Consider the following 13341-nt stretch of genomic DNA (forward strand, 5'->3'; position numbering starts at 1 on the left):
GACCGTGCAGATCCTCCGCCTTCGCGCGGCTTTGACGAGGGTCATGGCGCGATATGGACGGACCTTTACTCCGCCCCACAGCTCAAGAGCTGAATCACGCCGGCGAGTGAATGGCGACGAGAACGTCCGACTGGACACATCAGAGCGAGCACGGCCTGGTCGACGGCTCCAGCGCGCTGCCAACCGGCCTCTCCGCCCCAGAGGCCGCGCGCCTCCTGGCCGAGGCCGGCCCGAACGAGATGGCGGCCGCGCGGGAGCATCCCCTGCGCCGGGCGCTGCGCCATTTTTGGGCGCCGGTGCCGTGGATGCTCGAAGCGACCATCGGGCTGCAGCTCGCGGCCGGCGAGCGGCTGGAAGCCGCCATGGTGGCGGTTCTGCTGCTGATCAATGTCGCGCTGGCCGTGGTGCAGGAGGGGCGCGCGAGCGCGACATTGGCCCTGCTGCGCCAGCGCCTGGCGCCGCGCGCCAGGGTGCGGCGGGACGGCACGTGGTCCGATGTGGCTGCCGCCGTGTTGGTGCCGGGCGATATCGTGCAGCTCTCGCTCGGCGGCATCGTGCCGGCCGATGTGCGCCTGCTCTCGGGCTCGGTGGCGATCGACCAGTCGATGCTGACCGGCGAGTCCGTCGCGGTCGAGCGCGATGCGGGTGGGCAGGCCTACGCGGGAGCCTTGGTGCGCCGCGGCGAGGCAGTGGCGGAGGTCACGGCCACGGGCGCGGCCACCTATTTCGGCCGCACCGCCGAGCTGGTGCGCTCCGCCGATGTCGAAAGCAGTGAGCAGCAGGCCGTGCTCGGCGTGGTCAAGGCGCTGACTGCGGTGAACATGGCCATCGTCATCGCCATGGTCGCCTATGCCCACGCCATCGGCATGACCGTGGCGCAGATCATTCCGCTGGTGCTGGCGGCCCTGCTCTCCGCCGTGCCGGTCGCCATGCCGGCGGTCTTCACCCTGGCGGCGACGCTCGGCGCCCGGCGCCTGGCGGATCAGGGTGTTCTGCTGGCGCGCCTTTCGGCGCTGCAGGAAGCGGCGATGATCGACGTGCTCTGCGTCGACAAGACCGGCACCCTGACGATGAACAGCCTGAGCGTGGCGCGCGTGGTGGCGCTCGCCGACGAAGTCCCCGAAGCGGCGTTGCTCGCTCACGCCGCAGCGGCGAGCTCGCCTGACGGGCAGGACCCTGTCGATGCCGCCATCCGAGCGGCAGCGGCACAACGGGGCGAACCGGCGCTGCCGGTGATCCGCTTCACGCCCTTCGATCCCACCGCCAAGATGGCCGAGGCGTTGGTGAGCGGGCCGGAGGGGGCCACGCGGCGTATCGCCAAGGGCTCTCCGATTGCCATTGCCGCGCTGGCACCGCTCTCCCCGGCCGCCCATGCCGCCCAGGAGCGGCTCGCGGCCGAGGGCTGCCGCGTCCTGGCCGTTGCCGCCGGCGCCCCCGAGGCGATGGCGGTGATCGGCCTCATCGGGCTCAGCGATCCGCCGCGTGCAGATTCCCCGCCGCTGCTGGCCGACTTGCGGAATCTCGGCATCTCCGCCGTCATGGTCACCGGCGACACCGCCGAGACCGCGGGCACAGTCGCCCGCGCCATCGGGCTTGACGGGCCGGTCTGCCCGCCGGGCCAAATCCCCGAGCAAGCCGGACCGCACGACTACGCCGTCTATGCCGGCGTCTTCCCAGAGGACAAGTTCCGGCTGGTCAAAGCCTTTCAGCGCCTCGGTCATGCGGTCGGCATGTGCGGCGACGGCGCCAACGACGCGCCGGCGCTGCGCCAGGCGCAGATGGGCATCGCTGTGGCGAGCGCGACGGATGTGGCCAAGTCTGCCGCCGGTCTGGTGCTCACGCGGCCCGGGCTGCGCGGTATCCTCGCCTGCATCGAGGAGGGCCGCGCGGCCTTCCAGCGTGTGCTGACCTTCACGCTGAGCATGCTGGTCAACAAGGCCGTGACGCTGATCGTCATGGGCGGCGGCCTGATGATGACGGGGCATGCCGTGATGACGCCCTTCCTGCAGGCGCTCTGGATGCTGGAAGGCGACCTCCCGATGATGGCGCGCGCGGCAGACCGGGCGAAGCCCACGCCATACCCCAATGCCTGGCGGATCGGCGAGCTGGTCGTGGTGGCGCTGCCGCTCGGCGCGGTGAAGCTGATCTATGTCATGGCCGTGCTGGCGCTCGGCTGGTTCTGGCTGCATCTCGATGCCGACGCGATGCGCAGCCTGACTTTCCTGACGCTGGTGCTGGCGGGCCAGACGACGGCTCTCGTCTTGAGAACGCGGGACCACGTCTGGCGCTCGCGGCCGGCCGCGGTGCTGCTCGCCGCGATCGCGTCCGCGGCGGTGCTGGCGTCGGCCTTCGCCTGGCTGGGCTGGCTGATGGCGCCGCTGCGGGGTGAGCTCGTCCTCTCGCTCTATGGCGCAAGCCTCGGCTACGGCCTCGTCCTGGATACGGTGAAGGTCGCGATGCTACGGTGGATGCCCGTCGACCGCAGGTGAGGCCGAGAGCTCGAGGGCCCCTTGGCGTCGCCCGCTAAGGATGGGCGGACAATCCGGCAGCTTCCAGCTTCCGCCAGGCGTCTTCGGCCGACTCGGCGAATTGGAAGAGCTCGCATTCGCGCGCCTCGATCATGCCGTTGTCGACGAGCGCCGCAAAGTTGATGACCGACCGCCAATAGCCCTCGTCCAACAGGACGATGCTGACCGGGGGTGCCTTGTCGGTCGCCCGGAGGTTCAGGATCTCGAACAGCTCATCGAGCGTGCCGAAACCTCCGGGGCACACCACGAGCGCGTTGGCGCGCATCGCGAGGTGCATCTTGCGCATCGCGAAATAGTGGAAGCGGAAGGTCAGCTCCGGCGTCGAATAGGCGTTGGGGCCCTGCTCGTGCGGCAGGCTGATGTTGAAGCCGATGCTCGGCGCGCCTGCGTCCGATGCGCCGCGATTGGCCGCCTCCATCAGACCCGGCCCGCCACCGGTGGCGATCACATTGTCGCGGAAGCCGTCGTTCGTCGCGGCGAGCGCGCCGCCGCGCTCGGAGGCGATGCGCCCGAAGGCACGCGCCTGCGCATAGAAAAAGGACTGGCGATCCGGCCCATCCTCCCTCACCCGGGCCGAGCCGAACACGACGATCGTCGACCGGATCTTCCAGTGCCGCAGCGCCTCCTCGACCTTGGCGTATTCGAGCAGAAAACGCACGCCGCGCATGGAATCGCCGAGGATGAAGTCCTGGTCCAGCGCGGGAAGGCGATAGCTTGGCAGTGACGTCCGGTCTTCGGTCAAGGCGGTCCCTCTCGGTTGCAGCAGCCGCTCACGCTGGAGCTCCTTTGATCCATAGCATCATCGTCGCCGCTCGGGCGGCGCCGCCCGCCCACCCATCTCCGGGCGCCTCAAATCGGCCCCACAATCTCCCCGGACTGACCTTGCCCCTGTAAGCCGGGCGTAAGCTCAGCCTTGCAACGTCCGCTCGCTTCCTTCACCACCAGGACGAGCGGACATGAGATCTGCGCATATTGTTGAACCCGCCGACGCCGACCGAGCCGAGGTCGAGGCGTTCGTCCGGGCCATCTATGCACACGAGTATGGTGCACGCGTCGGGCGTCTCGCGGACCGGCTGCTCTGCCGCAGGGGCGCGCGGGGCGACATCCTGTGCGCCGCGGGCCTGCGGCTGCCGGCAGACGGCTTCTTCTCCGAGCGATACCTCGCCCAGCCGGTGGAAGCCGAGCTCGCCCGCGCCACCGGCCGCAGCCTGCGGCGGGACGATGTGTACGAGGTGACGACGCTGGCGAGCCGCTCGCCGCGCGACCTCGCAGCCTTCATCGACGACATCATCGTCTTCGGCGCGCACTACGGCCTGTCCTGGTGCTTCTTCACGCTCACTCGACGCCTCGGCCTGCTGGTGCGGCGCCGGGGGCTCGCGCCGATCTATCTCGCCGATGCCGATCCGAGCCGCGTGAACGATCCGGCCTCCTGGGGCCGCTACTACGAGAGCGAGCCCAAGGTCTACGGCGTGTGCGGCGTCAACCTGCTCGCGGCCCATGTGAAGGCCCTCACCCCCGCAGCCCAGGCGATGCACCATGCGGACCTTCTTTGAGGCAGCGGCCGGCCTGGCCCGCCGCAAACCGGGCCGTATCGTCTTCAGCGATGCGGAGGGCGACCTCACCCGCGCCGGGCTGCTGGGGGATGCGGCTCGCCTCGCCGAGGCGCTGCCGGACCATGTGCGCGTCGTCGGCCTGCTGCTGCCCAACGGACGGGCGTGGGCGGTAGCACAACTCGCCTGCGTCGCGTCCGGGCGCATGGCCGTGCCGCTGCCCGCTTTCTTCAGTGCCGCCCAGATCGCCCACGTCGTGCGCGACGCGGGGATCGAACTGCTCCTTGTCCCGCCCGGCGGCCACGGCGCGGCGCCGGAGGGTATCGCCCGCCATGCCGTGGCGGTGACCGGAGAGGGCGGCCTGATGCCGGCGTTCCGCGAAGGCTACGGCACCCTGATCTACACGTCCGGCAGCACGGGACAGCCCAAGGGGGTTCGCCACGAGAGCGGACAGGTCGGCTGGTCGGCCGCCACGCTCGCGGCCGCCATCGGCGCCGGACCGGCGGATTCCTACCTCTCCGTGCTGCCGCTGTCCCTGCTGCTCGAGAGCATCTGCGCCGTCTTCATCCCGGCGCTCGTCGGTGGCCGCACGCGCTTTGAGGCAGATCTGGCCGAGGCGATCGGACGGGGCGCACCGGCCGGCATCGCCGCCGCCTTCGAGAGCCATCGGCCGACCGTCGGCGTGGTCGTGCCGGAACTCTTGCGGGTGTGGCTGGACGAACTGCTCGGCGCCCGGGCGCGGGCACCGGAGAGCCTGCGCTTCGTTGCGGTGGGGGGCGCCGCGGTGCCGCCACGCCTCGCCGACGCCGCCTGGCAGATGGGCATTCCGGTGCACGAGGGCTACGGCCTCTCCGAGTGCTGCTCGGTCGTGGCCGTGAACCGTCCCGGCACGCGAGCCGCCGGGACGGCGGGCCCGCCGCTCCCCGGCCTGTCGGTTGCCATCCGGGACGGCGAGATCCTGGTGGACGGCCCTTCGGTGACCGACGGCTATGCGCGGCGTTCCGGCGCGGCGCGGCCCTGGCCGACCGGAGACCTGGGCGCGTTCGATGCCGCGGGTCGGCTCGTCATATTCGGCCGCAAGGACAATCTCGTCGTCACCGCGCTCGGGCGAAACGTCAGCCCGGAATGGGTGGAGACGGCGATCCTCGACGACCCGGGCCTTGCGGCCTGTGCGGTGGGAGTGGCGGAGGGCCGGCTCGCCGCGCTCGTCGTGCCCACCGCGGCCGCCACCGCCTGGTTCAGCGGCGCGAGCCGGGAGGCCGTCACGCATCGTATCGCAGCACGCTGTGCCGCCCTTCCGGCCTATGCGCAGCCGCAGCACGTCATCGTCCTCGGCCTCCCTGCAGCGAAAGCCGCCGGCCTCCTCACCGACAACGGCCGCATCCGTCGGATCGCCGCTGCCGCGCTCATCGCGCAGGCCGAGCCCGCACCCGTCTGCCCCACCCCCATCCCCCAACCTGGAGAAGGCCGAGCCATGACCTTTTACGACCGCCTCATGCGGGACACCGCGGCGGAGCGGGACAGCTTCCTGTCCATCCCGCTGGTGCGAGAAGCACTCACGTCGGGGGGCCCAAAGAGCCTCTACGTCGCCTTCCTCACCGAGGCATACCACCACGTGAAGCATACCTTCCCGCTGCTGGCGCTGGCCGCGTGCCGCACCACCGACGAGCGCTACCAGGACGCGCTGGTGGACTACATGGCGGAGGAGCGTGGCCACGAGAAGTGGATCCTCGACGACATCCGCGCCATGGGCGGCGACGCGGAGGCGGTGCGCGCCGGCCGGCCGGGACCGGCCTGCCGGGTGATGGTGGCGTTCGCCTGTCACGCCATCGAGCACGTGAGTCCCTACGCCATGCTGGGCAGCGTTCATGTGCTCGAAGGCATGTCGGTGCTGCTCGCCGACCGGCTGGCGGACGTGCTGCGGCGCCAGTTCGGTGCGGCCGGCACCGAGGGCTTCTCCTACCTGACCTCCCACGGCAGCCTCGACCAGGAGCACGTGGCCTTCTTCCGCACGCTGGTGAATGGCTTCGACGATCAGCTGGTTCAGGACATCATCATCGATCACGCGAAGATGTTCTATCGCCTCTACGGCGACATTTTCCGGGACCTGGGCGCGCGCCGGGAGCTGCCCGATGCCGCGTGAGGCGAGGCGTGCGCTCGTTACCGGCGGCGGGTCCGGCATCGGCCGCGCCCTCGCCATCGAGGCGGCGCGGCGCGGCATGGAGGTCGCCGTCTGCGGCCGGCGCCGCGCCGCCCTCGAGGAGACCGCGGCGGCCCTGCCGGCCTCCGCCCGTCCCATCGTCATCGACGCGGACCTGACCGATCCGTCGGGCCGCGCGCGCGTGGTGGCGTGCCTGGACCAGGCCTGGGGAGCGCTCGACGTGCTGGTCAACAACGCCGGCCTGGTCGAGGGCGGTCTCGTCAAGGACGTCGGCGACGCCGTGCTGGACGAGCTTTTGCGGACCAACGTCCTGGCGCCCATCGCCTTGACGCGCGACCTCGCGCCTCTGCTCGCCGCCGCGCGCCCGTCACGCGTGGTGAACGTGGGCTCGGTATTCGGCGACATCGCCTACCCCGGGTTCGCCGCGTATTCCGCCTCCAAGTTCGCGCTGCGGGGCTTCTCGAGCGCGCTGCGGCGCGAGTGGAAGCCCCGCGGCATCGGCGTCACCTATGTGGCCCCGCGAGCCACGCGGACCGACGCCGCGGGCGCCTTCCGCGACCTCATCGCCGCCACGGGCATGCAGCTCGACGCGCCGGAGCGTGTCGCCGCCCAGATCTGGCGGGCCGTCGAAGGGGGGCGCGACGCCGCCTATCCCGCCGGCCCGGAGCGCTTCTTCGTGCTCGTCCAGCGCCTCGCCCCCAAGCTCGTAGACCGGGCTCTCGGTCGTGTGATCGCCCGTGCCAACGCCTGAGCCCCTGCAACCGACAAAGGACCATGCCCATGCGCGCTCCCTCCCGCGCCCTTCGTCGCGCCGTCCTCGCCGCGGCGATCCCATTCTGTGCCTTCGCGGCCATGGCCAGCGACGACCCGGTCGCGGCCCAGGTCAAACAGATCCAAAGCAAGTGGGAGACGATCAAGTTCACCGTTCCCGAGGGAAGCAAGCAGACGGAGCAGATGAACACCCTCGGCACAGAAGCCGACGCTCTCGCCACCAAGTATCCCGAGCGCGTCGAGGCGCTCATCTGGGACGGCATCATCACCAGCGAGCGCGCCTCCATGGTCAATCCCATCTCGGCGCTGTCCCTGGCCACGCGCGCCCGCGACACGCTGGAGAAGGCCTACAAGATGAACCCCCTGGCGCTGGATGCGGGCGCGCCCACGAGCCTCGGCGTGCTCTACTACCGCGTACCGGGCTTCCCCGTGGCGTTCGGCGACAAGGCGAAGGCCCGCCGCTTCCTGAAGCAGGCCACCGCCGCGGCACCCAATGGGCTCGACGCCTGGTACTTCTATGGGGACTTCCTGCTGGCCCAGGGCGAATATGCCACGGCGCGCGAGGCCTTCAATCACGCCCTCGCCATACCCGCCCACGCCGATCGGCCGCTTTGGGATGAGAACCGACGCGTGGTGATCAACGAGAAGCTCGCGCAGATGAAGGCCAAGCCTTGACATCGCCCGACGAGGCCCGCGATCGGATGAGGCCACCCAATCGCGAAGCGCTTTGGCACGGGCTCGGCCGCCAGTTGGCCCATCCGCGGGGCCGCTGGGGCGCGGTGATCGGCCGTGTCATGGCGCTGGTGAACGCCGTGCCTTACGATATCGCGATCGACGGACTCCGCCCCTCCCCACGCGATCGCGTGCTGGAGATCGGCTTCGGGCCCGGCGAGGGCATCGCCGCTCTGGGGCGGCTTCTGCCGGAAGGGCGCGTCTTCGGCATCGACGGCTCGACGGCCATGGTGCGGCTGGCCACGCGGCGGAACCGGGCCGCGGTGGCCCGCAACCACGTCGAGCTGGCCCAAGGCGACTTCTGCCGGCTGCCATGGGCCGACCGGAGCTTCGACGGCGTGCTCGCCGTGAACGTCGCCTACTTCTTCGACGGAGAGGGGCGCGCCATCCGCGAGATCGGCCGGGTGCTGCGACCGGGCGGGCGGCTCGCGCTCTATGTCACCGACCGGGAGACCATGCGGCACTGGCCCTTCGCCGGGCCGGAAACCCACGCCACGTTCGATGCGGACGACCTGCGGGAGCTCCTTCGCCGTGGCGGCTTTTCGCCCGAGGCCATCGCCGTCCGCAAGGTCCTCCTGGCCCTCGGCATGACGGGGCTCGTCGCGGTCGCGGAGCGGCCGGCGCAATGACGCCCCTCCGTCTCACGTCTCGGCGCTCGCCGGCCGCGGAAACACCATCGCCGCATCCCCCCCTCCGGATGGGGCGTTGCGCAGGTCCAGGAAGCCGCCGTGCACCTGCATGGTGCGCTCGACGATGGCGAGGCCGAGCCCCACCCCGTCGCGCCGGTCGCTGCGAACCAGGCCGCTGCGCCTGTGCTCGCCATCCAGCAACGCGGCGGGAAAGCCGGCGCCGCGGTCGCGGACGCGGATCGCCGGCGCGGCGGTGACCTCGACGGAGATCATGCCGTTCACGGGCGAATGCTCGAGCGCGTTCTCGATGAGGTTCCGAACGGCGCGGAACAGGTCGTCATGTCCGCCGTCCACCAGCACCGGCGCATCGCCGCCGATCACCTCGATGCGCCCACGCCGGGCGATGACCTGCGGAGCCATGAAGGTTGCGGCTTCGCGGGCCACCTCCCCGAGATCCACCACATCGCCGGGCTCGATGCGGAAGCGGCCCAGGCGCACCCGGTCGAGCAGTTGCTCCACCAGACGCTCCATCGCGCCCAGCTCCCGCTCCAGCACCCGCGCATAAGGCTCCCGCACGGCGGCAAGCTGGGCCTTCATCACGGCCAGAGGCGTGCGCAGCTCGTGAGCCATATCGCCCGAGAACTCCTCCTGCGCCCGGTATCCCTCCCGCAAGCGGCCGAGGGCCTGATTGACCGCGCGCACCAGCGCCAGAACGTCGTCCGGCAGCCCCCGCTCGCTCAACGTGATGGAGACGCCTCCGGGGTGAATCGCCTCGGCCTCCCTCACCGTCTGGGCCAGGGGCCCGAGCGCGATGCGGGCGACGAGGAGGTTCGTCGCGAGCATCAGAAGCATGAAGGGGATCCAGAGCCAGGCGATGTCCTGCAGGAATTCCTCCAGAACCGAATCGAAGATGACGTTGCTGCTCGGAAATGCCACCTGGACATAGGCTGGCGGCGAGCCCGGAAGGCGCAGCGAGATGCCGTAGAGCGCGTCGGGCCGGCTGCCTCCGGGAAGCTCGAAATATCGCTCGTCCACATCCTCCACCGGGACGAAAGCCTCATCCACCTGCGCCGAGCCGGCAAGCCGGGCTCCGGAGGCGCCGAGGACGATGAAATGCCCGCCCTCCTGCGCGATCCTGCGCACCGTGGACGGGCGAATGTGCGCCGACGGCACCGCGCCGGCCGCAACATCCTTCGCGATGCTGACCGCGAAGCTGTGGAGCGTGCCTTCGCGAAAGCGCGTATTGACGGCATCGAACCGGATATAGAGAAACGCCGCCGTCGTGCACACGGCGAGGACGCTCACGACGATCATGCCCAGCATGAGCCGTCCGAACAGGCCTCGGACGAGCCGCCTCACCGATGGCGCTCCGCCAGGAGGTAGCCGATGCCGCGCAACGTGTGGATCTCCATCTCGGCCCCCGCGCCCGAGAGCTTTCGGCGAAGGCGATGGACGAGCACTTCGATGGCGTTCGCGCTGACCTCCTCACCGAAGCCGTAGAGCGCCTCTTCCATTGCGGCTTTGGAAATCACGGCGCCGGAGCGTCGCATGAGGAGCTCCAGGGCGCTCGCCTCCTTCCGGCTCAGGGTGAGGGGGGTGTCGCCGACCCGGACCTGCCGGGTCACCGTGTCAAGCTCGACGTTGCCCTCGCGCAAGGCCGTGGCGACGGGGATGCCGGGGCGCCGCAGCAGCGCCCGAACGCGGGCTATGAGCTCCTCCATGTTGAACGGCTTACGGAGATAGTCGTCTGCACCGCCGTTGAGGCCCGCCACTACCGAGCCGGCATCGTCGCGCGCGGTGAGGAGCAACACCGGCGTGGCGAGCCTGCGGCGGCGGATGCCATCCAACAGGTCCATGCCGTCCAGGTCCGGCAGGCCGAGATCCAATATGATGACATCATACGAGGAGACGCTGACGGCCGCTTCGGCATCGCCCGCGCCGTGCACGGGATCCACGGCGAATCCCGAGGCGCGCAGGGCGCTTGCCGTCAGATCGCTGAGCTGAGCGTTGTCTTCGACGAGGAGAATGCGCATCCAGTAGTATCCGGATATTTATTAAACCCCTCAATCAAGAATGTGGCGCAAAATTGATCGATAGTGCAAAGTGTCGATTTGGCAGCTTGATTCAAATCAAAGCACATCGATGGATATACCCATAAATTAAATGTCTTTATCTAAGCTCGACCGAGCGAGAACGACAAATCCGCGTTGCTCTAGATGGCATGGCCGACCAAGGTGCCGATGGCGGCCGTCGCCGCCATCGCGAACGCGCCCCAGAAGGTCACACGGAGCGTGGGCTTCAACATTCCGGCACCGCCTGCACTCGCACCAAGCGCCCCGAGCCCCGCGAGACAGATCAGAGATCCGACGGAAACGATCGTGGGCAGCAAGGGCTTGGGGGTGACCACTGCGATCGCCAGGGGAACGGCGGCGCCGAGCGCGAAGGTCACCGCGGATGTCAGGGCGGCCTGCACCGGCCGGGCCGCCACATGCTCCGACAGCCCGAGCTCATCCCGCGCGTGGGCAGCAAACGCATCTTTCGCCGTCATCTGCTCCGCCACCTGACGAGCAAGCGCGGGCTCGACGCCGCGCGCGACGTAGATCTGCGTGAGCTCATCGAGCTCGGCCTCCGGGTCCTCGGCAAGCTCGCGGCGCTCCTTCTGGGTATCGGCATTCTCGGTATCGGCTTGAGAGCTGACGGACACATACTCGCCCGCGGCCATCGACATCGCGCCGGCGACCAGGCTCGCAGCCCCCGCGACCAAGACCTCGGACGAGCTGGTCGATGCGGCGGCGACGCCAACGACGAGGCTGGCGGTCGAGATGATGCCGTCGTTCGCTCCGAGCACGGCGGCTCGCAGCCATCCGATACGCTCGATCAGGTGATTTTCGCGGTGAAGGGGACGCATCGTCATGCTTCCTTGCTGACTTCAACTGTCTTACGGACTGAATTGGCCAGCGCCTCGGCATCGTCCGGCGCCGGAAGCGGCGCCGAATGCGCGAGGCAGGCCAGCGCCGCGGTCGAAAGACTCGGTGTTCCGCACCCGCTCTCCGCTGTCCATCGACGGCACCGCGCCTCCAGCGCTGCTCGGGGCGTGTGGTCGGACACCCACATCCCGTTTCAATCCAGATAGATGGTGATTCTTATTAGAATTATTACAAACTGAGAATTTCCTCCAGCGCAAGAGCAGGCGGAGCGGCGAGGAGGCCGCGGACGCGCCAGCGCCAAGACCTCACGCCTTCAAGACCGACGCCTTGAGGCCCCTCAATGCGGTGCCTCGGCTGAAGGCGCTCTCTTCCGCATTCATTCGCCCACGTCCGACCGCAGGGGAAAGAGATCCATTGAGATGCGCCACATCAAGCTGGCCCTTTTCGGCCTCCTCGCGCTCCTGTCCGTGCTGTGGATCGCAGCGGAGCCCGGGGCATTCCAAGCGAGCGGCTTCTTCACGGTCCGGGCGGCGGCCGCGCAATACACGGGCGTCCTGGCCATCGCCGCCATGAGCGTCGCGATGGTGCTGGCGCTGCGGCCACGCTGGCCCGAGCGCTGGCTGGGCGGGCTCGACAAGATGTACCGCCTGCACAAATGGCTGGGCATCACCGCCCTCGTCGCCGCCGTCGTCCACTGGCTATGGGCGCAGGGGCCGAAATGGGCGGTGGGCTGGGGGCTGCTGGAGCGGCCCGTCCGCGGCGCCCGGCCGCCCATCGAGAACCCGGTGGAAGCCTTTTTCGCCGGCCTGCGCGGTACCGCCGAGGGCGTCGGCGAATGGGCCTTCTATGGGGCCGCGGCCCTGATCGCGCTGGCCCTGATCCGCGCCTTTCCCTACCGCCTGTTCTACAAGACCCACCGGCTGCTGGCGGTCGCCTACCTGGTGCTGGTGTTCCACGCGGTGGTGCTCCTGAACTTCGCCGATTGGGTCACGCCGCTCGGCGTCGTGATGGCGTGTCTGCTCGCCGGCGGCACCTGTGCCGCGGGCGTGGTGCTGGTGCGCCGGGTCGGCGCCGCGCGGCAGGTGCAGGGGCGCATCGCCGAGCTGACCTACTATCCGGGCGTGAAGGCGCTCGAAACCATCGTCGATGTGCCGGCCGGCTGGCCGGGGCATCGGCCGGGCCAGTTCGCCTTCGCCCGCTCGGATGCCTCCGAAGGCGCCCATCCCTACACCATTGCGTCGGGCTGGCATCCGGATCGTCGGCAGATCACCTTCGTGACCAAGGAGCTGGGCGACCACACCGGCCGCCTCAAGGAGAGGCTCGAGGTGGGCCAGGAGGTGCGGCTCGAGGGGCCCTATGGCTGCTTCACCTTCGACGACGCCTGCCGCAACCAGATCTGGGTCGGCGGCGGCATCGGCATCACCCCGTTCATAGCCCGCATGAAGCACATGGCCCTGCGCGGGGAGGCGCCGGACTGGCCGGAGGGACAGACGGCCGACCTGTTCCACACCACCACCGACGTGGACGAGGCGGCGCTCGCCCGGCTCGCGGCTGATGCGCGGGCCGCCCATGTGCGCCTGCACCTGCTGATCAGCGCGCGTGATGGCCGCCTGACCGGCGCGCGCATCCGCAAGGCCGCGCCGAACTGGCGCGAGGCGAGCATCTGGTTCTGTGGCCCCGCTGGCTTCGGCGCCGCGCTGCGGCGGGATTTCGCCGCAGAGGGCTTTCCGGTGGAGGACAGGTTCCACCAGGAGCTTTTCGCCATGCGCTGAGCCGTTGCGCGCGGCGCGAAGCCGCCCTGTCCTCCTGCCGTCGCCGGTCGGCTGCTGCTTCCAGGTCAGTGGCCGGACCGGCTGCTCCACGAGCAGTGCGGACGGGCGGCACCGCGGTCGATCCGCGGCGTCGCCGATTCGGACGGGGGCAGCCTTCCATGCTGAAACAGAGGTCAGATACGGTCCGCGGACAAGCCAGGCTTGGCGGCCGCCGCAAAGACCGAATGCGCCGCGCTCCGAGAAGGGGCGGTTCGCCCGGCGAGAATGCCAA

11 protein-coding genes are annotated in these 13341 nt (G+C 69.8%); 7 read left to right on the forward strand and 4 right to left on the reverse strand.

The window, feature by feature from the left end; genetic code table 11:
* Positions 1-110: 110 nt before the first annotated feature.
* Positions 111-2489, forward strand: coding sequence for an HAD-IC family P-type ATPase (locus ACZ5PO_RS05380; protein WP_464191034.1), 2379 nt, complete (start codon positions 111-113; stop codon positions 2487-2489).
* A 34-nt stretch (positions 2490-2523) separates the two neighbouring features.
* Here ACZ5PO_RS05380 and ACZ5PO_RS05385 read toward each other — a convergent pair whose 3' ends face one another.
* Positions 2524-3195, reverse strand: a complete 672-nt coding sequence (locus ACZ5PO_RS05385; RefSeq protein WP_464196690.1) for an LOG family protein — start codon at positions 3193-3195, stop codon at positions 2524-2526.
* A 289-nt stretch (positions 3196-3484) separates the two neighbouring features.
* Between ACZ5PO_RS05385 and ACZ5PO_RS05390 the strand changes: the two genes are divergently transcribed.
* The 5 genes from ACZ5PO_RS05390 to ACZ5PO_RS05410 are packed head-to-tail and all read left to right on the forward strand — an operon-like array spanning position 3485 to position 8371.
* On the forward strand, positions 3485-4081 hold the full coding sequence (locus tag ACZ5PO_RS05390) for a thermostable hemolysin (RefSeq protein WP_464191036.1): 597 nt from the start codon (positions 3485-3487) through the stop codon (positions 4079-4081).
* Positions 4065-6221, forward strand: coding sequence for an AMP-binding protein (locus tag ACZ5PO_RS05395; protein WP_464191038.1), 2157 nt, complete (start codon positions 4065-4067; stop codon positions 6219-6221). The genes ACZ5PO_RS05390 and ACZ5PO_RS05395 overlap by 17 nt, the downstream gene beginning before the upstream one ends.
* Positions 6211-6990, forward strand: a complete 780-nt coding sequence (locus ACZ5PO_RS05400) for an SDR family NAD(P)-dependent oxidoreductase (RefSeq protein ID WP_464191040.1) — start codon at positions 6211-6213, stop codon at positions 6988-6990. The genes ACZ5PO_RS05395 and ACZ5PO_RS05400 overlap by 11 nt, the downstream gene beginning before the upstream one ends.
* Positions 6991-7019: 29 nt before the next feature.
* A complete protein-coding gene (locus ACZ5PO_RS05405; protein WP_464191042.1) occupies positions 7020-7685 on the forward strand; it encodes a tetratricopeptide repeat protein in 666 nt (221 codons plus the stop codon).
* A gap of 26 nt (positions 7686-7711) precedes the next feature.
* Positions 7712-8371, forward strand: a complete 660-nt coding sequence (locus ACZ5PO_RS05410; RefSeq protein ID WP_464191044.1) for a class I SAM-dependent methyltransferase — start codon at positions 7712-7714, stop codon at positions 8369-8371.
* A 12-nt stretch (positions 8372-8383) separates the two neighbouring features.
* Here ACZ5PO_RS05410 and ACZ5PO_RS05415 read toward each other — a convergent pair whose 3' ends face one another.
* The 3 genes from ACZ5PO_RS05415 to ACZ5PO_RS05425 form a co-directional block, all read right to left on the reverse strand.
* Positions 8384-9730: a sensor histidine kinase gene (locus ACZ5PO_RS05415; protein ID WP_464191046.1), complete on the reverse strand. Its 1347-nt coding sequence runs from the start codon at positions 9728-9730 to the stop codon at positions 8384-8386.
* Complete coding sequence (locus ACZ5PO_RS05420; protein ID WP_464191048.1) at positions 9727-10404, reverse strand: response regulator; 678 nt, start codon at positions 10402-10404, stop codon at positions 9727-9729. Before ACZ5PO_RS05420 ends, ACZ5PO_RS05415 begins: the two co-directional genes overlap by 4 nt.
* A gap of 179 nt (positions 10405-10583) precedes the next feature.
* Complete coding sequence (locus tag ACZ5PO_RS05425) at positions 10584-11279, reverse strand: VIT1/CCC1 transporter family protein (RefSeq protein ID WP_464191050.1); 696 nt, start codon at positions 11277-11279, stop codon at positions 10584-10586.
* 438 nt (positions 11280-11717) lie between these two features.
* Between ACZ5PO_RS05425 and ACZ5PO_RS05430 the strand changes: the two genes are divergently transcribed.
* A complete protein-coding gene (locus tag ACZ5PO_RS05430) occupies positions 11718-13070 on the forward strand; it encodes a ferredoxin reductase family protein (protein WP_464191052.1) in 1353 nt (450 codons plus the stop codon).
* Positions 13071-13341: the final 271 nt, after the last annotated feature.

This window comes from Chelatococcus sp. KU-N122 (assembly GCF_055391085.1).